The following is an 18,459-nucleotide window of genomic DNA, read 5'->3' on the forward strand; positions in this document are numbered from 1 at the left end:
GGAGTCCCTGAGTAACCTGGCGGAGCAACACAAGCAGTTCAGCGCGTAGCGGTCGAGCTTCGGCGTTCGGGTCGCCGTACCGTCTCCCGTCGACGCGCGATGGTCCCGGTGGGAGGGCAACCCACCGGGACCATCTTGTGCGTCGGGGACTCCGGATGCCGCGTGCCGAGGCATCCGTCCGGCATTAGCCTGTCGGCATGCACCGGATCTTCTCGATCAGCTTCGCCTCGGTCTACCCGCTCTACGTCACCAAGGTCGAGAAGAAGGGACGCACGACCGCGGAGCTCGACGAGGTCATCGAGTGGCTCACGGGGTTCGACGACGCCGCGCTGAAGCAGCACATCGACGAGCACACGACCTTCGAGGACTTCTTCGCGGACGCCGACCTCAACCCGAACGCCTCGCTCATCACGGGAGTCATCTGCGGCATGCGCGTCGAGGAGATCGAGGACCCGCTGATGCAGAAGATCCGCTACCTCGACAAGCTCGTCGACGAGCTCGCCCGCGGAAAGTCGATGGAGAAGATCCTCCGCGCCGCCTGATCGACCGGGTCGACGCCCACTTCGACGCCGTCGAGCCAACGGCGGACGCGCCCGGCGTCGTCGACGATCAGGCCGGTCGTCGGGCCGGCGCGTCCGATCCACCCGAGGTCGTCGAATCCGGCCACGACGGCTGCGGTCGCCCAGACATCGGCATGGGCGAGGCTCGTCGACACCACCGTCGCCGACGCGGCTCCCAACGCCGCGCGGCCGGATCTCGGATCGATGATGTGCGCGCCGCGCTCGGCGCTCCCCGAGGTGGCGACGGCTCCATCCCGCACGGGCACGGTGGCGAGCACCCGCGCCCGGTCGGAGGGATCGACGATCGCGACGTTCCAGGTCCAGTCCGTTCCCGGCGCGGTGAACAGCTGCAGGTCGCCGCCCGCATTGATCCCCGCGGCGACCACGCCCGGGCGCTCGAGCAGCGGGGCGAGGTGCGCGCGGGCGGTCCGCTCCGCGGCCCATCCTTTGACGTATCCTGTCGGGTCGAACACCCCGGCCCACGTCGCGGTGAACAGGCCGCCGGTGTCGGACTCGGCCTGCGCGCACGCCCTGGCCACCTCGGCGACCCAGGGCGAGGCATCCGCCATCGCGAGCTCGCCGCGCGCCACGCGCAGCAGGTCGGAGTCGTCGCGATACGGCGAGAAGACCCGATCCACGAGGCGCAGCTCGTCGAAACAGGCGGCGGTGGCGGCGGCGAAGACGTGGGCGTCGATGTCACCGATCACATGCACGCTGATCGCCGTGCCCATGATGTCGGCGACTTCCACGTGCCGGGGCGGACGCCTCATGCCCGTGCCTGGTCGATCGCGCTCTGCAGCGACTGCAGGTAGCCCTGGCTGGTGTACGTCGCGCCCGACACCATGTCGATGTCGGCGGACTGGGCGGCGGTGGTCTCGGCGACGAGCACGGGCAGCGCGCGCTCGTTGATCTGGCGGTCGCGAGGGTTGCCCGACGGGTACTCCGGCACCTGGACGTCGGTGATCTGCCCTCCCGAGACCGTGATCTGCACTTGGACCGGGCCGAAGCGGGTGTTCGCCGACGAGCCCGTGAAGGTGCCGTCGGAGAGTCCGGTCGACGACGTGGATCCTGTCTCCGAGCCCGTCGCCCCGGAGGTCGAATCGCTCGAGCCCGCGTCGGTCTCGGCGCCGCTGCCGGTCTGAGTGCCGGTGTCGGTTTCGCTGCCCGTGTCGCTGCCCGTCGAGCCCGACGAGCCGGACGAGCTCGACGAGGTGGTCGCGGTGTCCGCGGCGACGGGCTGGATCGCGTCGACGTGCGACGTGCGATAGCTGAACAGCAGCACCAGGCCGCTGAGGGTGGCGAGGACGGCGTAGACGATCTTCTTCATCGCGGACTCCTGGAACGGTGCATGACGGCCTCAGATCGTGAAGGACTCGGTGTGGATGCGGGCCGGCGCGACGCCCGCCGCACGCAGGTCGCGGGTGACGGCATCCATCCACAGCTGCGGACCGCAGACGAACACGTCGTACGCGGCGAGGTCGGGCGCGAGATGACGGAGGGCATCGGCGCCGTTCCAGGCGGCATGCGTCGCGGGGAGCCACGGCGTCGCGGACGACGCGCGTGGACCGTCGAGGGGAATGTGCCGCACCCCGCGATCACGCACGAGCGCGGCGATGGCGGCGCCCCGCAACGCGGCGTCGAGGGTCGAGTCACGGGTGACGAGCGTCGCGTCGCCCGGCGCGTACGGCTCGGACTCGAGCAGGGACACGAGTGGTGCGACCCCGGCGCCGGCACCGACCAGGAGCAGCTTGTGCCCGCGGCGTTCGTCTCCGGTCATCCGGCCGTACGGGCCCTCGATCAGCACCCTCGTGCCCGGGCGCAGGGCGGCGAGCCGGGCGGTGCCGTCGCCGACGATCCGCGCCGAGATGACGAGCTCGTCACGGCGGGGTGCCGAGGAGAGGGAGAACGGATGGCCGCGCGACCACCCCGCGCCGTCGAGGAAGCGCCAGACGAAGAACTGGCCGCCGCGTGCGGCGAGGCGCTCGAGTCGGCGTCCGCGCATCCGCACGGTCACCCCGCCTGAGCCGTCGGCCTCGACGGCGGCCACCCGCAGACCATGCCGCCATGACCGCACCGCCGGAGCGCCGAGGCGGAACACGACGACGGCGGCGGCCGCGAGCGCCCACAGGGTCCACCAATAGACGGTGGCCCACGCTGACGCGGTGAAGTCTGCCCCGGCCCACAGCTGGTGCGGCAGTGCGATGCCGACGCCGATGTACGCGTACAGGTGGAGCAGGTGCCACGACTCATACCGCAGCCGGCGCCGGGCCCGTCGCATCGACGTCACCACGACGAGCACGATGAGCGCGGCGCCCGCCGTCGCGAGCAGCACGCCGGGGTAGTCCCACACGAACTCCCACAGCTGCACGAACGGGTTGATCTGCGCGACCGCCGCGTAGCCGGCGACGAGCAGCGCGATGTGCGCGAGCATGAGCCAGAACGACCAGAACCCGACGACGCGGTGCATCCTCGTGATGCCGTCGTGGCCGAACCCCCGCTCGAACAGCGGCACCCGCGCCATGAGCAGCACCTGGTAGAGCAGGAGGTTCGCCGCGACCAGGCCGCACAGGCGACCGGCCGCATTGAGCGCCTCCGCGCCGCCCCCGAGAACCGCGTCGACTCCGCCACCCGACACCCACAGGGCCGCCACGAACAGGCTCGTCAGCCAGATGACGACGATCGCTCCGCCATTCCACATGGCGGCGCGGCGCGGGCCCGTCGAGACGGACGGATGCCGCAGCGCGACCGGTGCGGTCGGTGACACGATCGTCGCCATGGCTGCTCCTCAGGTTTCGGGGGGAAGGTTCAGGACCCGTCGGAGTCGGTCCCGGAGCCGGAGTCGGAGTCGTCCCCGCGCGGGTCGCCCTGACCAGGGCCACCGCCGGGTCCGCCGTCCTGCCGGCCGTCGTCGGGGCCGCCGCGCTGCCCGGACCCGTCTCCGGGTCGGCCCGGCGCATTGCCGTCCTGGTTCCAGCCGACCGGACCGCCAGCGGGTCCGCGCGAGCTGCCCGCGGCCCAACCGGTGCCGAAGCCGACGCCGAGGAGCAGGACGGCGGCGACCGCGGCACCGGTGACCTTGACCCACGTGCGCCGCAGGAACGGCGGCTTCTCCGTGGCGGGCGCGGGGGCGGCCGCCACGGCCGGAGCGACCGGAGCGGCCGCTGTCGCATCCGACGCGGGGGTCGACGGCGCGACGGGTGGCTGCGGCGGGAGAGGCGTCGTCGCCTGGGTGGGCGCCGCAGGGGCGGGCGTGGTGGGCTCGGGCGTGACCGGCTCGGTGGAGGCCGCCTCGTCGGGCGTGCCGGCGGGCTTTTCAGGGGTGCTGTCGGACATGACCACACTGTCCCGCCGCGGTTCCAAGAATGCTCAAAGAGTCGGTCGATCTGGGCATTCTCATAAGTTCGCGCCGCGTCATCCTCAGCGTTCGCGCGTGCGCCGGCCGCCCGACGGCAGATCCAGCAGGAACGTCGTGCCGGCGGGCGACGTGTTCTCGACGCGTACGCCGCCGTCGAAGCGCGCGACGATGTCGCGCACGAGCGCGAGGCCGAGCCCGAACCCGCGGCGCCCGCCATCGCGCGGCGCGTCGTTCGAACGGGCGAAGCGGTCGAACAGTCGATCGGGGTCCATGCCGGCGATGCCGCTGCCCTCATCGACCACCCTGATCTCGACGCGGCGCCCGGCGGGTCGTGCGCGGACCGTGATCGTCGAGCCGGCGGGGGAGTAGCGCACCGCATTGTCGAGGAGCGCCATCAGCGCCCGCGTCAGCGACGTGGGGTCGGCGGCGACGTGCAGATCCGCGGATGCCTCAGCGACGAGCGCGACGCCGCGCTCGACCGCTCTCGGCTCGATGACGGCGATGGCGTCGTGCGCGGCGGCGGCGACCGATGCCACGGCGTCGTCGTCCCCGGCGTGGGCGCCGGCGGTCTCGGCCGTGAGCAGCAGGTCGGTGAGCACCGCGTCCATCACCGCCGCGTCGCGGCGCAGATCGGCGAGGACGGCGTCGACGTCGCCACCGCGTTCGACCCGATACTGCGCGAGCTGGATGCGGCTCGTCAGGGTCGTGAGGGGAGTGCGCAACTCGTGGCTGGCGTCGGCGACGAAGGCGCGCTGCACCTCGAGGGCGTCCGCCAGCGGCTGCGCCGCCCGCTTGGACGCCCACCACGCGACGAATCCCAGCGCGACGACGCCGATCAGCCCGACGAGGATCGCGAGGGGAACGACGTCGTCGAGGTCGATCACGCGATCCCCCGGTCCGTCCCAGCCCCCGCCGCCCGGACCGGGGTGCGGCGGACCATGCTCGGGCCGTGAGGTCGCGAACATCACGGCGACGATGACGGTGGTGATGATCGCGACGACCGCCGCCGCGGCGACGGCCACCCAGACCCCGGCACGCAGGGCAGCCTGCTGCACGCGCCGCCGGTCGGCGGCGGTCGCAGCATCCGTCCGCTCGCTCATCGGGGCGTCCCGCTGCGATACCCGCGCGTGCGGACGGTCTCGATGATCTCGGGCGTCGACTTGCGGCGCACGTAGTGCACGTAGGTGTCGACGGTGGCGGCCGAGCCGCCGGGGAACACGTGAGCGAGGATCTCGTCGCGCGAGAACACGTGCTCGGGGCTCGAGGTCAGCAGTTCCAGCAGCTCGGACTCGGCCTGCGTGAGCGGGATGCGGCCGTCGGCGGGGGAGTAGAGCGCCTGCGAGGCCGGCGTGAACACCCAGTCGCCGAGCTCGCGGCGGTCACCGGCTCCGCGCCCGCGGCGGAGCGCGCGCAGCCGGGCGCGCAGCTCGGCGACGTCGAACGGCTTCACGAGGTAGTCGTCGGCGCCGGCGTCGAGCCCGGTCACGCGGTCGTCGACCGCGCCGAGCGCCGTGAGCATGAGTGCGGGCGTCGCGATGCGCGCCGTGCGGACCGCGCCGACGAGTTCGACGCCCGACATCCCGGGCAGACGGCGATCGACCACGATCACGTCGTAGCGGCGACCGAGTGCAAGGCGCAGGCCCTCCTCGCCCGTCGACGCGTGGTCGACGTCGTATTCGTCGCCCAGCATCTCGACGACGATGCCGGCGATCTCGGCCTCGTCCTCGACGTACAGCAGGCGCGGCGCGAGCGACGGCGGAGACGACGAAGAGGGCACGTCCACAGTCTGGACGTGCCCTCTTCGAGGCTGTCAGGCGAGCGCTATGGATCGCCTATGAGCTTCGCGGCGGTGATCAGTACCAGCCGGTCGACTGCGAGTGGCTCCACGCGCCGCAGGGGCTGCCGTAGCGGCCCGAGATGTAGCCGAGGCCCCACGCGATCTGCGTCGCCGGGTTGGTCTGCCAGTCGGCGCCGGCGCTGCCCATCTTGCTGCCGGGCAGGGCCTGCGGGATGCCGTAGGCGCCGCTGCCGCGGTTGTAGGCCTGGTAGTTCCAGCCCGACTCCTTGTTCCACAGCGACACGAGGCAGCCGAACTGGTCGTCGCCCCAGCCGTAGCCTCCGAGCATCGATCGAGCGGTCGCCTGGGCGTCGGCCGGGCTGGTGCCGCCCACGGCGCCGCCGGTGGCGAACACCGGCGCACCGCCGCCGGACGAACGCGGCGCCGACGACTTCTTCGCTGCAGCCGCGGCGGCGGCCTCCTCGGCGGCCTTGGCGGCTGCGGCGGCCTCGGCCTCCTTGCGGGCCTTCTCCTCCGCCTCGCGCTGCGCCTTGAGCGCGATCGCGGCGTCGAGCTTGCCGCGCAGTCCCTGCGCCTGCTCGTTGACCGACGCGGTGAGGGTGGTCACGGCATCCGTGACCTCCGTCGTGTACTCGGCCGGGAGCGACTGCGCGCGCTTCAGCTGAGCGACGGCGCCCTCGAGCTCCGCGGTGTCGACGGTCGTGTCGGCCGTGCCGACGTCGAGGCCCGACGCGGCGATGTCGGACGAGACGGTCGTCGCCGCAGACACCGCGGCGCTCGCGTCGGCCACGGTCTTGTCGAAGTCGCTCGGCGCGGCAGCGGCCTCCGCCGTGACGGAGGCGGTGGAGTACGAGGCCAGCGCGAAATCGGTCAGCGAACCGGAGGCCTCGGCCTGCGAGGCGGGGGTCGCCGTGCTGAACGCGGCGGTGGCCAGCACGCCGACCGCGAGTGTCGCCGCGACCAGCACCGGGCGGCGGCGGAGGCGGCGTTCGGCGCGGCGGAGAGTGCGGCGGGCGGGCGGAAACGACGTGTGGGAGCGCATGTAAGACCGGGTTCCGTATCAGCGAAATGCGCCTTCGGGAGGCGCGTCGTGACCGTTCGGGCGGGCACAAGTCCCCGAGTCTCCCGGGCCTTTCTGGACGCTTCCGGTGCGTTACCTGAACGTTACATGTGAGTGGAATGTTCGAAAAGGCCAGATCAAGAGGTCGGATCCCGGTCTGCGGCGCCGCCTGGGAGGGTCCTCCGAACTACGATCGAAGCACCCGTCGCACCTCTACAGGAGGCCCATCCGTGCCCTCGTCCACCGCTCCCGCCCGCCCCGCAGCCCTCGCGCACGCCGACGATCTCGCCGCGTTCGTGGCGGCGTCGCCGTCGAGCTTCCACGCCGCTGCCGAGGTCGCGAGACGCCTCGAGGACGCGGGGTTCACGCGTCTCGACGAGGCGGCCGGGTGGCCGGCTCCCGCCGGTGGGAAGTACGTCGTGGTGCGCGACGGCGCGGCGATCGCGTGGGTGGTGCCGCAGGGCGCGTCGGCGTCGACCGGTGTGCGCATCTTCGGCGCCCACAGCGACTCGCCGGGGTTCAAGCTCAAGCCCAAGCCGACCACCGGCAAGCTCGGCTGGCTGCAGGCCGGCGTCGAGATCTACGGCGGCCCGCTCCTGAACTCGTGGCTCGACCGGGAACTGCGTCTGGCGGGTCGCCTCGTGCTCGACGACGGCACGGCCGTGCTCGCCGCGACGGGCCCGCTGCTGCGGCTGCCGCAGCTCGCGATCCACCTCGATCGAGAGGTCAACGATCACCTCGCCCTCGACAAGCAGTCGCAGACCCAGCCGGTGTGGGGCCTCGGCGAGGCGGAGTCCGCCGACATCCTCGACGAGCTCGCCCGCGAGGCCGGCGTCGACGCCGCGCGCATCCGCGGCTACGACGTCGTCACCGCTGACGCCGCGCGCGGCGCGACCTTCGGGCGCGACGATGTGTTCTTCGCCTCCGGACGCCTCGACGACCTCGCGTCCGTGCACGCCGGCGTCGTCGCGCTCGAGCGTGCGGCCGACGGGCACGACGCCGACCACATCGCGATGCTCGCCGTCTTCGATCACGAAGAGGTCGGCTCGGGCACCCGGTCGGGCGCGGCCGGTCCCTTCCTGTCCGACGTGCTCGAGCGGCTGTGGCTGTCGCTGGGCGCCGACCGCGAGCAGCAGCTGCGTGCGCTCGCCGCGTCCTGGTGCGTCTCGAGCGACGTGGGCCATTCGGTGCACCCCAACTACGCCGACAAGCACGACCCCGTCGTGCAGCCCGTGCTCGGCTCCGGCCCGATCCTCAAGATCAACGCCAACCAGCGGTACGCCACGGATGCCGCGGGCGCGGCCGCCTGGAACGGCTGGTGCGCCGCGGCGGGCGTCACCAGCCAGGAGTTCGTCTCGAACAACGCGGTGCCGTGCGGCTCGACGATCGGCCCGATCACGGCGACTCGCCTCGGCATCCGCACCGTGGACGTCGGCATCCCGATCCTCTCCATGCACTCGGCACGCGAGCTCGCCGGCGTGAGCGACCTATGGGACCTCGCCCGCGTCGCGGAGACCTACTTCCGCGGCTAACCCGGCAACACAGCGTCGGAGGTTGTAGACGGCACGCCGGGAGATGGATGCCGCGACCCGGCGCGTCGCGCGAATCCTCCGATTCTGTGCACGGCGTCAGGTGCCGGGCGCGCCGAGCGCGAGGTACTGGTGCGTGAACGCGATCGACGCGCCGCCCTCGCCGACGCCCGCGACGACGCGCTTCACCGAGCCCGACCGCACGTCGCCGATCGCGAAGACGCCGGGCACGGTCGTCTCGAGGGCGAACGGGCGGCGCGCCTCGCGCCACGAGCCTGATTCGGCCGCATCCGCTCCGGTGAGCACGAACCCCCGGGCGTCGCGCGCGATCTCGGCCGGCAGCCACGCGGTCTCGGCGTCGGCCCCGATCATGACGAAGAGCACGTCGACGTCGCGCTCCTCGACGGCGCCCGTGCGCCGGTCGGCGATGTCGGCGGCTCGGAGCGCATCGGCACCGTGCAGTCCGACCACCTCGCTGCGGGTCTCAACGCGGATGGCCGGGATCGCCGCGATCTGGTCGATGAGGTAGCGCGACATGCTCGCCTCGAGGGACTCGCCGCGCACGAGCATCGTGACCGACCGTGCGTGCCTGCTGAAGAACAGCGCCGCCTGCCCGGCCGAGTTCCCGGCGCCGATGATGCAGACGTCGGCACCCTGCGCCACGGCCGAGTCGCTGCGCGCGGCGCCGTAGTAGACGCCGCTGCCGAGGAAACGCTCGACGCCCTCGACCGGGAGCGTGCGCCACACCACGCCCATGGCGAGGATGACGACCTCGGCGCGCACGACGTCGCCGCCGTCGAGTGTCAGCTCGCGCGTCTGCGGGTCCAGTGCCTCGACCGTGCGCGTGACCACGATCTCCGCGCCCAGCCGCTTCGCCTGCGTGAAGGCGCGTCTGGCGAGGTCGTCTCCCGAGATGCCGAACGGGAAGCCGGTGTAGTTCTCGATCCGCGTCGAGGTGCCCGCCTGGCCACCGGGGGCGAAGGTCTCGACGACGAGCGTCCGCAGACCCTCGGCGGCGGCGTTCACGGCGGCCGTGAGACCGGCGGGGCCGGCGCCCAGGATCACGACGTCGTAGTGACCGGCGGCGGGCATCACATCGAGCCCGACCGCCTCGGCGATCTCGCGCATCGTCGGATTCTCGAACCGCGTGCCGCTCGCAAGCTCGAGCACCGGGTATTGCGTGGCGTCAGCGGCGGCATCCACGTCCACGGGCTCGAAGTCGACCTGGTTGCGCGTGAGGAACCCGATCACGCGGTGCGCGCGGGCGCTGCGCCGCGGATGGATGAGCCGCACCTCGTACTCGTGCTGCTCGGCGGCCATGGTCTGCAGCGAGTCCAGGTAGCGCCGCGCGAGCCCCGCGACCCGGTCGGGCACCGACGGCGCGGCCGCGGCGAGGGAGTAGTAGACCGCGGGCTCGAGTTTGAGCACGCGCGTCGGCTCCCCGGCGCGGCCGCTCGCCGGAAACGGCGTGCTGAGGGTCATCGGCACCTCGCCGAAGAACTGACCCGGCCGGCGCGTGCCGATCACGCGCTCCTCGCCATTGACGACCTTCGTGATCTCCGCGAGCCCTTCGACCACGACGAACAGGGCCCGAGCGTCACCCTCGTGCGCGAAGTACTCTCCCGTCACGAGGCGGATGTCCTCGACCGCGCCGGCGAGGTAGGCGAGGGCCGCGTCGGGCACCTCAGCGAAGACGTGCAGGGCCCGCAGGCCATCGACGGTGATCATGCGGGCTCCCCAGCAGCGCAGGCACACGGGGCGCGGCGCGCCCGATGGCGCCGGTGCGCCACGGGGCGAACGTAGCGGCGCGGCCGAGCGGCGGTCAACACAAGGTTCCCTCAGCAGCGACCGCGTGTCGTCGATGCGGCGTAGCCTGAACGGATGCCGCAGCCGTCGACTCCGCAGACCGGCGAGGCACGTCCAGGTCTCGCCCTCGGTGCGCGTGCCCAGCTCGCCGCGCTCGCCGACGCGTCCGCGACCGGCGCGGGCGCGCTGCTCGATCTGCCCTCACCCGCCGATCCCCGCCCGGCGGCGGTGCTCATGCTCTTCGGGGTGCTCGACACGCTCCCCAGCGACCACGACGCGCAGGCCCACGCGGTGTCGCGAGACCTCGACGTCCTGCTCCTGTCGCGCGCGACGACGCTGCGCGCGCACCCGGGCCAGGTCGCGTTCCCGGGCGGCCGTCTCGATCCGGGCGACGACGGCCCCGTGGCCGCGGCGCTGCGCGAGGCGCAGGAGGAGACCGGCCTCGACCCCGCCGGTGTCGAGGTGCTGGGCGAGCTCGTCGACATCCCCCTCGCCTTCTCGCAGCACGTGGTGACTCCGGTGCTGGCGTGGTGGCGGCATCCGTCACCGGTCCGCGTCGTCGACGAGGCGGAGTCCGCCGACGTCTTCCGCGCGCCCGTCGCCGACCTGCTGAACCCGGCGAACCGCGGCGTCACGGTGATCCGCCGCGCCGGCCAGGAGTGGCGGGGCCCGGGATTCCTGGTGCGGCATGCGACCGGAGAGCACCTGGTGTGGGGGTTCACCGGCATGGTGCTCGACGCGCTGTTCGACCGCCTCGGCTGGACCGAGCCGTGGGACGAGGAGCGAGAGCTCCCCCTCACGGTTCCCGACTGACCACGGGCCGTCAGCGGTAGCGGTAGTGATCGGCGCTGCTGTTCACCCAGGTGATGAAGCGCCGGGCCTCGGCATCGCGCGCCGGCGGGAACGGCACGACCCACAGCTGCGAGCCGGCGACCACGAGGTGCGGCGCGGCACGATTGATCGCCCGGTTGAGCGTGCGCGGCGTGATGGGACCGGCCGGCCCGAACATCCGCCGCTCGACCGCCGCCTTCGTGAACTCCGGGCGTCGCAGCAGCGCATCGCCCGAGTCCGCCGAGGCGGCGATCTCGCTCACCGGCTGGCTCAGGTCGCCGAAGTGGATCCACCGGCCGTCGATCACCACGCCGGCGAAGTCCTGCTCCTGGCCGCTGTAGCGCACCTCGCCGGTCCAGCGCCGGCCGTCCCACCAGCGGGTGCGCCCGCGCTGGTCGTCGTACCAGCCTGGCTGCGCCTGGCCGGAGGCGGCGGGGCCGGCGTCCGTCCGCAGCTCGGTGGCGTGCTCGCGCAGGTCGATGTACTGGTCGGTCCAGTGCGTGCCGTCCCACCAGCGCTGCTTGCCGGAGCCGTCGTCGTACCACCCCGGTGCGGGCTGCGTCGCCATGGTCCGAGCGTAGTTCGTGCCCGGGCGGTGTCCAGCCGGGGCGGTTATGCTCGACCCGTGCATTTCTACTTCTTCATCTGATCCGACGGAGCGGCCACGCCCGCACGTCGCTCGTCGAGTCATCCGAGCGACGCGTGCCCGCAGCATCCGGCCCTTCCCGGGCCTTCCGTCAGATCATCCGCACGCGCGCGCCCCCGGCCCGGCGTGCCCGCAGAGACCTCGGTCTCGGAAGTGGACACACCACATGCCTTCCCTCACGCACACTCCTGCGCGCGACCGCGCTCAACTCACCGCCGCGCGCGTCTCGTTCTCGCGTGCGGGCCACCGGATCCTGAACGACGTCGATCTCGTGGTCACGCCCTCCTCGCGTATGGCGATCGTCGGCGAGAACGGCCGTGGCAAGTCCACGCTGCTGCACCTGCTCGCCGGCGTGCTCGTGCCCGACGGGGGCGAGATCGCGCGCGTGGGCACCCTCGCGCTCGCCGAGCAGGAGATGCCGAAGGGCGATCGCCGGACGGTGGGCGACGCCGTGGCCGAGGCCATCGCCGACGCCCTCGCCGCTCTCCATGCGTTGGACGAGGCATCCGTCGTCCTCAGCACGGATGACCCGACGGGCGCCGCCGCCGACGGGTACGCGGAGGCGCTCGAACGCGCCGTCTCGCTGGACGCCTGGGACGCCGAGCGGCGCGTCGAGGTCGCGCTCGAGGCGCTCGGGGCCGAGACGGACCGCACGAGGCCGCTTGCGGAACTCTCCGTGGGGCAGCGCTATCGCGTGCGTCTCGCGTGCCTGCTGGGCGCGGACCACGACTTCCTGCTGCTGGACGAGCCGACCAACCACCTCGACCGGCACAGCCTCGACTTCCTCACGGCGCAGCTGCGCGCGCGGGCCGGCGGCATCGTCGTCGTCAGCCACGATCGTGCGCTGCTCGCCGATGTGGCCGACACGTTCCTCGACCTCGACCCGACGTCCGACGATCGTCCGCGCGTGTACGGCGGCTTCGACGCCTACCGCGAAGGGCGCGAGGCCGAACGTGAGCGCTGGGAGCAGCTGTACGACCGCGAGCAGGCCGAGCGGACACGGCTGCAGGACGACCTGAGCGCGGCGCAGAACCGGCTCGTGACCGGCTGGCGACCGGAGAAGGGATCGCCGAAGCACGGGCGGGCCACCCGCGCCGCGGGCATCACGCAGACGGTGCACCGCCGCCGCGCCGCGCTCGAGGCGCACGCGGTCACCGTGCCCCCGCCGCCGATGCGGTTCGCATTCCCGGGGCTCCCGTCCCGCGGCGGGGCGGCGCTGCTGGTCGCCGAGGACGTGCACCTGGACGGACGGATGCCGCGGCCTGTCTCGCTGGTGCTCCACAGCGGCGCGCGGGTCGTCGTCACCGGCCCCAACGGCGCCGGCAAGTCGACGCTGCTGGCGGCGCTGGCCGGCGCCGTCGATTCCGACCACGCGAACGCTGCGGCCCCGGAAGCGGGTGCCCTGGCGGGCGCGGTGCGCCGGGGCGGGAGCATCCGTCTCTCCCTGCTGCGTCAGGAGTCCGTGCTCGATCCCGACCGTCGCGCATCCGAGCTCTATGACGAGCGGATCGGGAAGGCGGTCGCGTCGGGCGCGCTCGCGGCGTCGCAGGCGACGGGGCTGAGTGCGCTCGGGCTGCTCACGTCGCGGGAGACCGGGCGCCGCGTCGGGGAGCTGTCGATGGGGCAGGTGCGCAGGCTCGATCTCGCGCTCGCCCTCGCGGTGCGCCCGCACGTGCTGCTCCTCGACGAGCCCACGAACCACCTCTCGTTCACGCTCGTCGACGAGCTGACGGCGGCGCTGCAGGCGACGGATGCGGCCGTGGTCGTGTCCACGCATGACCGGCAACTGCTCCGCGACGTCGGCGAGTGGGACCGCATCGACCTGGAGGTGCGCGTGTGACGCCGTTCGACCCTCGCCCGCGGGGGCCACGGCAGACTGGAGCCATGCCCCACGTCGACGACATCGTCCCCGCTGACCGCCGCCACCTGCTCGAGCTCCCGGTGTACGCGCACCTCGGGACCATCCGGCCCAACGACACCGTGCAGGTCAACCCGATGTGGTTCGAGTTCGACGGCGAGCACGTCCGGTTCACGCACACGAACTACCGGCAGAAGTACCGCAACCTGCAGCACAACCCGTCGATGTCGCTGTCGATCATCGACCCCGACTCGCCCTTCCGGTACCTCGAGGTCGCGGGCAAGCTCGTCGACGTCGTCCCCGACCCTGACGGCGCGTTCTACGTGCGGCTGCAGAACCGCTACGGCAACCCGAGCTCGACGCCGCCGCGCGACAAGGAGGACCGCGTGATCCTCGTCATGTCGATCGACCGCGCGACCCAGCAGTAGGGCGCGCCGACGCCCTCCCTGGCGTCGGTCTCGTCGAGCCAAGGTATCCGGGACGAAACCGGGGACCTCGCCCTCGGTCTCGGCGAGAATGCCTCGACTCGGCGAGACGGCGGACGGGACGGATGCCGCGGGCTGCGGCATCCGTCCCGATCCTCGTCGTGCGGAGTCAGGCGTTGACGCGCGACGCCTCCACGGCGGCGCGCAGGCCGTCGGCGACGGGCGTGGTGGGGCGGCCGATCAGGCGCGCGAGCGTCGGGTCGGCGTCGGCCAGCACGCCGCGCGCGATGCCGGCCTCCATCTCGGCGACGAAGCCGACGGTGCCCGCATCGAGCCCAGCCTCGGCGAGAGCCGCCTCGAGCTGCTCGCGAGAGACCGACACATAGGCCACGTCGCGGCCGAGCACCTCGGCGGCGGCGGCGGCGAGGTCGGCGTACGACACGGCGGTGTCGCCCGAGAGCTCGTAGGTGCGGCCCAGGTGGCCGTCCTCGGTGAGCACGACGGCCGCGGCCTCGGCGTAGTCGGCACGGCTCGCGGCGGCGACGGTCGCGTCGCCGACGGATGCGGCGACCACACCGGTCTCGGCGGCACGCAGCACGTCGGGCGTGTAGTTCTCGGTGTACCAGTTGTTGCGCAGCACGACGGCGGGGACGCCGCTGGCGGCGAGGTACTCCTCGGTCGCCTTGTGCTCGGGTGCGAGCACGAAATCGACGGAGTCGGCGTGCGCGAGGCTGGTGTACACGACCTTCGCGGTGCCCGCGGCCTTCGCCGCGTCGATCACGTTCACGTGGCCGTCGTAGCGCCGGCCCGGCTCGGATCCCGAGATGAGCAGCACGGCGTCGACGCCCTCGAGCGCGGCGGCGACGGACTCGGGAGCGTTGTAGTCGAGCGTGACGACACGGATGCCGCGGTCCGCGAGATCCGCAACCTTCGAGGTCGTGCGGGCGCCGGCGACGATGTCCGCCGGGGCGACGCCACGCTCGAGGAGCGCATCGATGACGAGGTGGCCGAGCTGTCCGCCGGCGGCGGTCACGAGGATGGTCATGGGTGTCCTTTCGGTGGGGAGGCGCATCGCGCACTCACCCACGCCAACGCCGGCGACGATCGAGCGCATTCCGGTCGGAGGGTACCCACTTTGAGGTAAGGTACCCACGTGGTGGTGAGTTTTGCAGAAATCCGGGCAGAGATTCCCGGCGTCTTCGACGAGGCGTGCCCGACGCGGGTCGTCCTCGACCACGTCATGAGCAAGTGGGGTGTGCTCGTGCTCATGGCCCTCACCGAGGGCACGATCCGGTGGGGCGAGCTGCGTCGCACCGTCGAGGGCATCAGCGAGAAGATGCTCGCCTCGACGCTGCGCACCCTCGAGAAGGACGGTTTCGTCGCGCGCACGTCTTATCCCGAGGTGCCGCCGCGCGTCGAGTACTCGTTGACACCTCTTGGCGACGAGCTGATGGAGCGCATGATGCCGCTCATGGCGTGGATCGGCGTCCACGCGGGCGACATCGTCGAGCGCTGAGACGCCCCGGGTTGCCCGCCTGCCAGGATGACGGCATGGCGACCGTCCTCTTCTGCCCCGTGACGTTCAACCTCGCCGAGGTGACGCGCATGATCGAGGTGGCGCGGGCCCTCGATCCCGCGCATCGGCCCGTGTTCATGGGGTACGAGCTGGACTTCGCGCATCTGATCACCGACGCGGGCTTCGACTACCGCTCGACCGAGCCTTCGATGAGCGCCGCGCAGCGCGAGCAGCTGATGCGGTTCGACCAGGGCAAGACGCTGCGCAGTCCGCTCACCGACGAGCTGGTGTCCGCGCGGGTGGACGCCGAGCGCGCGCTGATCCGGCAGACGGATGCCGCAGCCGTCGTGATCGGATCGAACGTGACGTCGATGATCTCGGCGCGGGCAGAGAAGGTGCCGTTGTTCTATCCGGTGCCGTTCGCGCTGACTCGCCCGCAGGTCGCCCAGACCGCGCGACTCGGGATGGTGCGGGGGAGCGGTCGGATCGCCCACGCGCTCGACCGCGTGGCGACGAGCGCGCTGCGCCTGGCGTACAACCGGCGGCCGCTCGCGCCCCGGGCGTTCGGCCGGGTTGCGAACGCCAACGGCGTGCCGCCTCTCACGACCGTGGTGTCGCTGCTCGAGGCCGACCACAACCTCCTCACCGTGATGCCCTGGGAACTCGAGGGCTACACGCTCCCCGCCGCCTACCAGCGGGTCGGGCCGATCTTCGCCCACATCGACGCGCCGATGCCGCCGCTCGTGACCGAGCTCGCGGAGCGCTCCGAGCCGCTCGTCTACCTCGGGCTCGGCTCGTCGGCGAACCGGGACATGGTGCTCGCGGCCGCATCGCAGCTCGGCACGCTTCGCGTGAATGTGATCGCGCCGGTGCGGCACTACCTGCGGGACGCCGACGCTCTGCCTCCGAACGTCCACGTGACCGGGCTCCTGCCGGCGCACCGCCTCGGCGGGCTCGTCGACGCGGCGGTGCTCCACGGCGGGCAGGGAACCGTGCAGACGGCCTGCGCTGCCGGAATCCCGTTCGTGGGCATGGGGCTCCAGCCCGAGCAGGTCTGGAACGTCGACCAGTGCGTCAGGCAGGGCAACGCGCTCGCACTGACGCCGAAGCAGGCGGGCACGCTGGCGCTCGCGGACGCCGTGCGGCGACTCCTGGCGGACGAGGGGATGCGCACCGCGGCCGAGCGCGTGCGCGCCGCCTATGCGAACGAGGACGGTGCTGCAGCATCCGCTCGCGTCATCGAGGAGAGCATCGCGACACGGGGGTGACCGCCCGCGGGAGGGGGGGCGAGACGGGGGCTGTCGGGCTGTCGGCGCCTCGGGCTAGCGTGGGGCGCGACCGTACGTCCCATCGGAGGTTCGCATGCCCGCCGTCGTCGCCACGATGTCGCTCTCGCTCGACGGGATCGGCGCCGGAGTCAATCAGACCGAGGAGCGCCCGTTCGGCGAGGTGCCCGAGGACGCGCTGCACCGCTGGATGTTCGAGACGCCCGACGAGAACCGCCCCGAGATCGACGCGATCGTCGACGCCGGAGCGTTCATCATGGGACGCCACATGTTCGGGCCGGTGCGGGGCGCGTGGGACCGCGACTGGCGGGGCTGGTGGGGGCCGAACCCGCCCTATCACGCCCCCGTCTTCGTGCTGACGCACTATCCGCGGGAGTCGATCGAGATGGAGGGGGGAACCACCTTCCACTTCGTGACCGACGGCATCCACGCGGCCCTGGATCGCGCGCGCGACGCGGCAGGCGACCGCGACGTCCACGTGGCGGGCGGCGTGTCGACGACGAACGCCTATCTGGCCGCCGGGCTCGTCGACGAGCTGGCGCTGCAGATCTCGCCGAGCATCATCGGGGGCGGGCTGCGCCTCTTCGACGGGATCGGCCCGTACCGGCTCGAGCAGATCTCGGGCCGGACGACGTCGCTCGTCACGCATGTCCGGTACCGCGTGCTTCCGGCGGAAGCCGCGGAGTCCGCGTGACGGCGCGTCAGCTCACGCGGGATCAGGCGCGGCGCATCGTGGTGCGCGCGCAGCTGCTCGACGCCGAGCGGCCCGGCGACGTCGTCGAGGTGGCCGAGCAGCTCGGCTACATCAAGATCGACCCGACCGCCACGATCGCGCCGTGCGAGCACACCGTGCTGTGGTCGCGCATCGGCTGGTCGTACGAGCCCGGGCAGCTGCGCAACGTCGTCGAGGACGACCGGCTGCTCTTCGAGTTCGACGGCACATTCCGGCCGATGAGCCTGCTGCCGCTGATGCTGCCGGCCATGCGGCGGTGGCCGCAGCGCGAGAGCAGCCGGCGATGGCTCGAGGCCAATGCCGGCTTCCGCGCCGACGTGCTCGCGCGGCTGCGTGCCGAGGGTCCGCTGCTCGCGAGCGACATCCCCGATACGGCGCAGGTGAGCCGCGCGCCCGACGGCTGGTCGGGGTCGAACCAAGTGCCCCACATGCTGGACTTCCTGCTGCGCCAGGGCGAGGTCGCGGTCACCAGGCGTGAGGGCCGGCACCGTGTGTGGGACCTCGCCGAGCGCGTGTACCCGCAGGACCTGCCCGAGTACACGGACGACGAGGCCGCCGCACTGCTCGCGGCACGCCGGCTCCAGTCGGCGGGCCTCACGAAACCCCACTGGTACTGGAGCGGCGTCGCGAAGGACACCGGCGAACCCGCGGTCGTCGAGGGCAGCACCACGAAGTACCGTGTCGACCCCGAAGCCCTCGCCGGGCTCGACGAGCAGGACTCCGGCGGTCGTGTCGCCTTCCTGAATCCGTACGACAGCCTGCTCTTCGACCGCAAGCGGCTCGAGGAGGTGTTCGAGTTCACCTACGTGCTCGAGCAGTTCAAGCCGAAGGCCCAGCGGCGGTACGGCTTCTTCGCCCACCCGATCCTGATGGGCGACCGATTCGTCGGCATGCTCGACGCAGAAGTCGACCGCGAGCGCGAGGTGCTCAAGATCAGCGCCCTGCATGAATTCCTGCCGTTCGAGCCCGAGGAGTCCGACATGGTGCGCGCCGAGATCGCCGAACTCGCGGAATGGCTCGGCGTCTCGGTGACGGGGCTGCCCTGAACAGGTAGCG

The 18,459-nt window shown here is 72.3% G+C and carries 19 protein-coding genes; 9 read left to right on the forward strand and 10 right to left on the reverse strand.

Features of this window, described 5'->3' with window-relative positions; translation table 11 throughout:
- Positions 1 to 197: 197 nt before the first annotated feature.
- Positions 198 to 542, forward strand: coding sequence for a DUF2200 domain-containing protein (locus ACFC1K_RS07565; RefSeq protein WP_375871091.1), 345 nt, complete (start codon positions 198 to 200; stop codon positions 540 to 542).
- Here the strand turns inward: ACFC1K_RS07565 and ACFC1K_RS07570 are convergent.
- The 7 genes from ACFC1K_RS07570 to ACFC1K_RS07600 all read right to left on the reverse strand — a co-directional run bounded on the left by ACFC1K_RS07570 (position 473) and on the right by ACFC1K_RS07600 (position 6,755).
- Positions 473 to 1,330, reverse strand: a complete 858-nt coding sequence (locus ACFC1K_RS07570) for an FAD:protein FMN transferase (protein ID WP_375871092.1) — start codon at positions 1,328 to 1,330, stop codon at positions 473 to 475. The genes ACFC1K_RS07565 and ACFC1K_RS07570 overlap by 70 nt on opposite strands.
- Entirely contained in the window at positions 1,327 to 1,887 is a 561-nt protein-coding gene (locus ACFC1K_RS07575; RefSeq protein ID WP_375871093.1) for an FMN-binding protein, read from the reverse strand. Before ACFC1K_RS07575 ends, ACFC1K_RS07570 begins: the two co-directional genes overlap by 4 nt.
- Before the next feature lie 30 nt (positions 1,888 to 1,917).
- Positions 1,918 to 3,336 carry a ferric reductase-like transmembrane domain-containing protein gene (locus ACFC1K_RS07580; protein ID WP_375871094.1) on the reverse strand — a complete coding sequence of 473 codons (1,419 nt, stop codon included), beginning with the start codon at positions 3,334 to 3,336 and terminating at the stop codon, positions 1,918 to 1,920.
- Positions 3,337 to 3,365: 29 nt separating this feature from the next.
- Positions 3,366 to 3,893 carry a hypothetical protein gene (locus tag ACFC1K_RS07585; RefSeq protein WP_375871095.1) on the reverse strand — a complete coding sequence of 176 codons (528 nt, stop codon included), beginning with the start codon at positions 3,891 to 3,893 and terminating at the stop codon, positions 3,366 to 3,368.
- Between the two features lie 84 nt (positions 3,894 to 3,977).
- On the reverse strand, positions 3,978 to 5,015 hold the full coding sequence (locus ACFC1K_RS07590; RefSeq protein WP_375871096.1) for a sensor histidine kinase: 1,038 nt from the start codon (positions 5,013 to 5,015) through the stop codon (positions 3,978 to 3,980).
- A complete protein-coding gene (locus ACFC1K_RS07595; RefSeq protein ID WP_375871097.1) occupies positions 5,012 to 5,692 on the reverse strand; it encodes a response regulator transcription factor in 681 nt (226 codons plus the stop codon). Before ACFC1K_RS07595 ends, ACFC1K_RS07590 begins: the two co-directional genes overlap by 4 nt.
- Positions 5,693 to 5,768: 76 nt before the next feature.
- On the reverse strand, positions 5,769 to 6,755 hold the full coding sequence (locus tag ACFC1K_RS07600; protein ID WP_375871098.1) for a lytic transglycosylase domain-containing protein: 987 nt from the start codon (positions 6,753 to 6,755) through the stop codon (positions 5,769 to 5,771).
- Positions 6,756 to 7,003: 248 nt separating this feature from the next.
- Here ACFC1K_RS07600 and ACFC1K_RS07605 point away from each other — a divergent pair, with 248 nt between their 5' ends.
- On the forward strand, positions 7,004 to 8,305 hold the full coding sequence (locus ACFC1K_RS07605; RefSeq protein ID WP_375871099.1) for a M18 family aminopeptidase: 1,302 nt from the start codon (positions 7,004 to 7,006) through the stop codon (positions 8,303 to 8,305).
- Positions 8,306 to 8,401: 96 nt separating this feature from the next.
- Here the strand turns inward: ACFC1K_RS07605 and ACFC1K_RS07610 are convergent, their stop codons facing one another.
- Positions 8,402 to 10,030 carry an FAD-dependent oxidoreductase gene (locus ACFC1K_RS07610; protein ID WP_375871100.1) on the reverse strand — a complete coding sequence of 543 codons (1,629 nt, stop codon included), beginning with the start codon at positions 10,028 to 10,030 and terminating at the stop codon, positions 8,402 to 8,404.
- Positions 10,031 to 10,183: 153 nt separating this feature from the next.
- Here ACFC1K_RS07610 and ACFC1K_RS07615 point away from each other — a divergent pair, with 153 nt between their 5' ends.
- Positions 10,184 to 10,921 (forward strand): CoA pyrophosphatase, encoded by a 738-nt coding sequence (locus ACFC1K_RS07615; RefSeq protein ID WP_310284935.1) that lies wholly within the window; start codon positions 10,184 to 10,186, stop codon positions 10,919 to 10,921.
- A 10-nt stretch (positions 10,922 to 10,931) separates the two neighbouring features.
- On the opposite strand, the gene ACFC1K_RS07620 is transcribed toward ACFC1K_RS07615, so the two are convergent.
- Positions 10,932 to 11,507: a DUF2510 domain-containing protein gene (locus ACFC1K_RS07620; protein ID WP_375871101.1), complete on the reverse strand. Its 576-nt coding sequence runs from the start codon at positions 11,505 to 11,507 to the stop codon at positions 10,932 to 10,934.
- Between the two features lie 244 nt (positions 11,508 to 11,751).
- Between ACFC1K_RS07620 and ACFC1K_RS07625 the strand changes: the two genes are divergently transcribed.
- Positions 11,752 to 13,425, forward strand: a complete 1,674-nt coding sequence (locus tag ACFC1K_RS07625; protein ID WP_375871102.1) for an ATP-binding cassette domain-containing protein — start codon at positions 11,752 to 11,754, stop codon at positions 13,423 to 13,425.
- Between the two features lie 44 nt (positions 13,426 to 13,469).
- On the forward strand, positions 13,470 to 13,871 hold the full coding sequence (locus tag ACFC1K_RS07630) for a PPOX class F420-dependent oxidoreductase (RefSeq protein WP_310284930.1): 402 nt from the start codon (positions 13,470 to 13,472) through the stop codon (positions 13,869 to 13,871).
- Between the two features lie 166 nt (positions 13,872 to 14,037).
- Here ACFC1K_RS07630 and ACFC1K_RS07635 read toward each other — a convergent pair whose 3' ends face one another.
- Positions 14,038 to 14,913 (reverse strand): SDR family oxidoreductase, encoded by an 876-nt coding sequence (locus tag ACFC1K_RS07635; protein WP_375871103.1) that lies wholly within the window; start codon positions 14,911 to 14,913, stop codon positions 14,038 to 14,040.
- A 108-nt stretch (positions 14,914 to 15,021) separates the two neighbouring features.
- On the opposite strand from ACFC1K_RS07635, the gene ACFC1K_RS07640 reads away from it, so the two are divergent.
- The 4 genes from ACFC1K_RS07640 to ACFC1K_RS07655 all read left to right on the forward strand — a co-directional run bounded on the left by ACFC1K_RS07640 (position 15,022) and on the right by ACFC1K_RS07655 (position 18,449).
- Positions 15,022 to 15,384: a helix-turn-helix domain-containing protein gene (locus tag ACFC1K_RS07640; RefSeq protein ID WP_310245260.1), complete on the forward strand. Its 363-nt coding sequence runs from the start codon at positions 15,022 to 15,024 to the stop codon at positions 15,382 to 15,384.
- 35 nt (positions 15,385 to 15,419) lie between these two features.
- The gene (locus ACFC1K_RS07645) at positions 15,420 to 16,652 is read left to right on the forward strand and encodes a glycosyltransferase (RefSeq protein ID WP_375871104.1); all 1,233 of its coding nucleotides are present in this window, start codon (positions 15,420 to 15,422) and stop codon (positions 16,650 to 16,652) included.
- A gap of 94 nt (positions 16,653 to 16,746) precedes the next feature.
- Positions 16,747 to 17,364: a dihydrofolate reductase family protein gene (locus ACFC1K_RS07650; protein WP_375871105.1), complete on the forward strand. Its 618-nt coding sequence runs from the start codon at positions 16,747 to 16,749 to the stop codon at positions 17,362 to 17,364.
- Complete coding sequence (locus ACFC1K_RS07655; protein ID WP_375871106.1) at positions 17,361 to 18,449, forward strand: DNA glycosylase AlkZ-like family protein; 1,089 nt, start codon at positions 17,361 to 17,363, stop codon at positions 18,447 to 18,449. The genes ACFC1K_RS07650 and ACFC1K_RS07655 overlap by 4 nt, the downstream gene beginning before the upstream one ends.
- Positions 18,450 to 18,459 lie beyond the last annotated feature (10 nt).

This window comes from Microbacterium sp. NPDC056057 (assembly GCF_042266945.1).
Lineage (GTDB): Bacteria > Actinomycetota > Actinomycetes > Actinomycetales > Microbacteriaceae > Microbacterium > Microbacterium trichothecenolyticum_C.

What these genes read in the sequence shown, in the direction of transcription:
- ACFC1K_RS07580 (WP_375871094.1), bottom strand. Translation starts at nt 3,336, where the DNA reads ATGGCGACGATCGTGTCACCGACCGCACCGGTCGCGCTGCGGCATCCG.
- ACFC1K_RS07600 (WP_375871098.1), bottom strand. Translation starts at nt 6,755, where the DNA reads ATGCGCTCCCACACGTCGTTTCCGCCCGCCCGCCGCACTCTCCGCCGC.
- ACFC1K_RS07610 (WP_375871100.1), bottom strand. Translation starts at nt 10,030, where the DNA reads ATGATCACCGTCGATGGCCTGCGGGCCCTGCACGTCTTCGCTGAGGTG.
- ACFC1K_RS07570 (WP_375871092.1), bottom strand. Translation starts at nt 1,330, where the DNA reads ATGAGGCGTCCGCCCCGGCACGTGGAAGTCGCCGACATCATGGGCACG.
- ACFC1K_RS07635 (WP_375871103.1), bottom strand. Translation starts at nt 14,913, where the DNA reads ATGACCATCCTCGTGACCGCCGCCGGCGGACAGCTCGGCCACCTCGTC.
- ACFC1K_RS07585 (WP_375871095.1), bottom strand. Translation starts at nt 3,893, where the DNA reads ATGTCCGACAGCACCCCTGAAAAGCCCGCCGGCACGCCCGACGAGGCG.
- ACFC1K_RS07630 (WP_310284930.1), top strand. Translation starts at nt 13,470, where the DNA reads ATGCCCCACGTCGACGACATCGTCCCCGCTGACCGCCGCCACCTGCTC.
- ACFC1K_RS07625 (WP_375871102.1), top strand. Translation starts at nt 11,752, where the DNA reads ATGCCTTCCCTCACGCACACTCCTGCGCGCGACCGCGCTCAACTCACC.
- ACFC1K_RS07565 (WP_375871091.1), top strand. Translation starts at nt 198, where the DNA reads ATGCACCGGATCTTCTCGATCAGCTTCGCCTCGGTCTACCCGCTCTAC.
- ACFC1K_RS07590 (WP_375871096.1), bottom strand. Translation starts at nt 5,015, where the DNA reads ATGAGCGAGCGGACGGATGCTGCGACCGCCGCCGACCGGCGGCGCGTG.
- ACFC1K_RS07650 (WP_375871105.1), top strand. Translation starts at nt 16,747, where the DNA reads ATGCCCGCCGTCGTCGCCACGATGTCGCTCTCGCTCGACGGGATCGGC.
- ACFC1K_RS07620 (WP_375871101.1), bottom strand. Translation starts at nt 11,507, where the DNA reads ATGGCGACGCAGCCCGCACCGGGGTGGTACGACGACGGCTCCGGCAAG.
- ACFC1K_RS07645 (WP_375871104.1), top strand. Translation starts at nt 15,420, where the DNA reads ATGGCGACCGTCCTCTTCTGCCCCGTGACGTTCAACCTCGCCGAGGTG.
- ACFC1K_RS07615 (WP_310284935.1), top strand. Translation starts at nt 10,184, where the DNA reads ATGCCGCAGCCGTCGACTCCGCAGACCGGCGAGGCACGTCCAGGTCTC.
- ACFC1K_RS07575 (WP_375871093.1), bottom strand. Translation starts at nt 1,887, where the DNA reads ATGAAGAAGATCGTCTACGCCGTCCTCGCCACCCTCAGCGGCCTGGTG.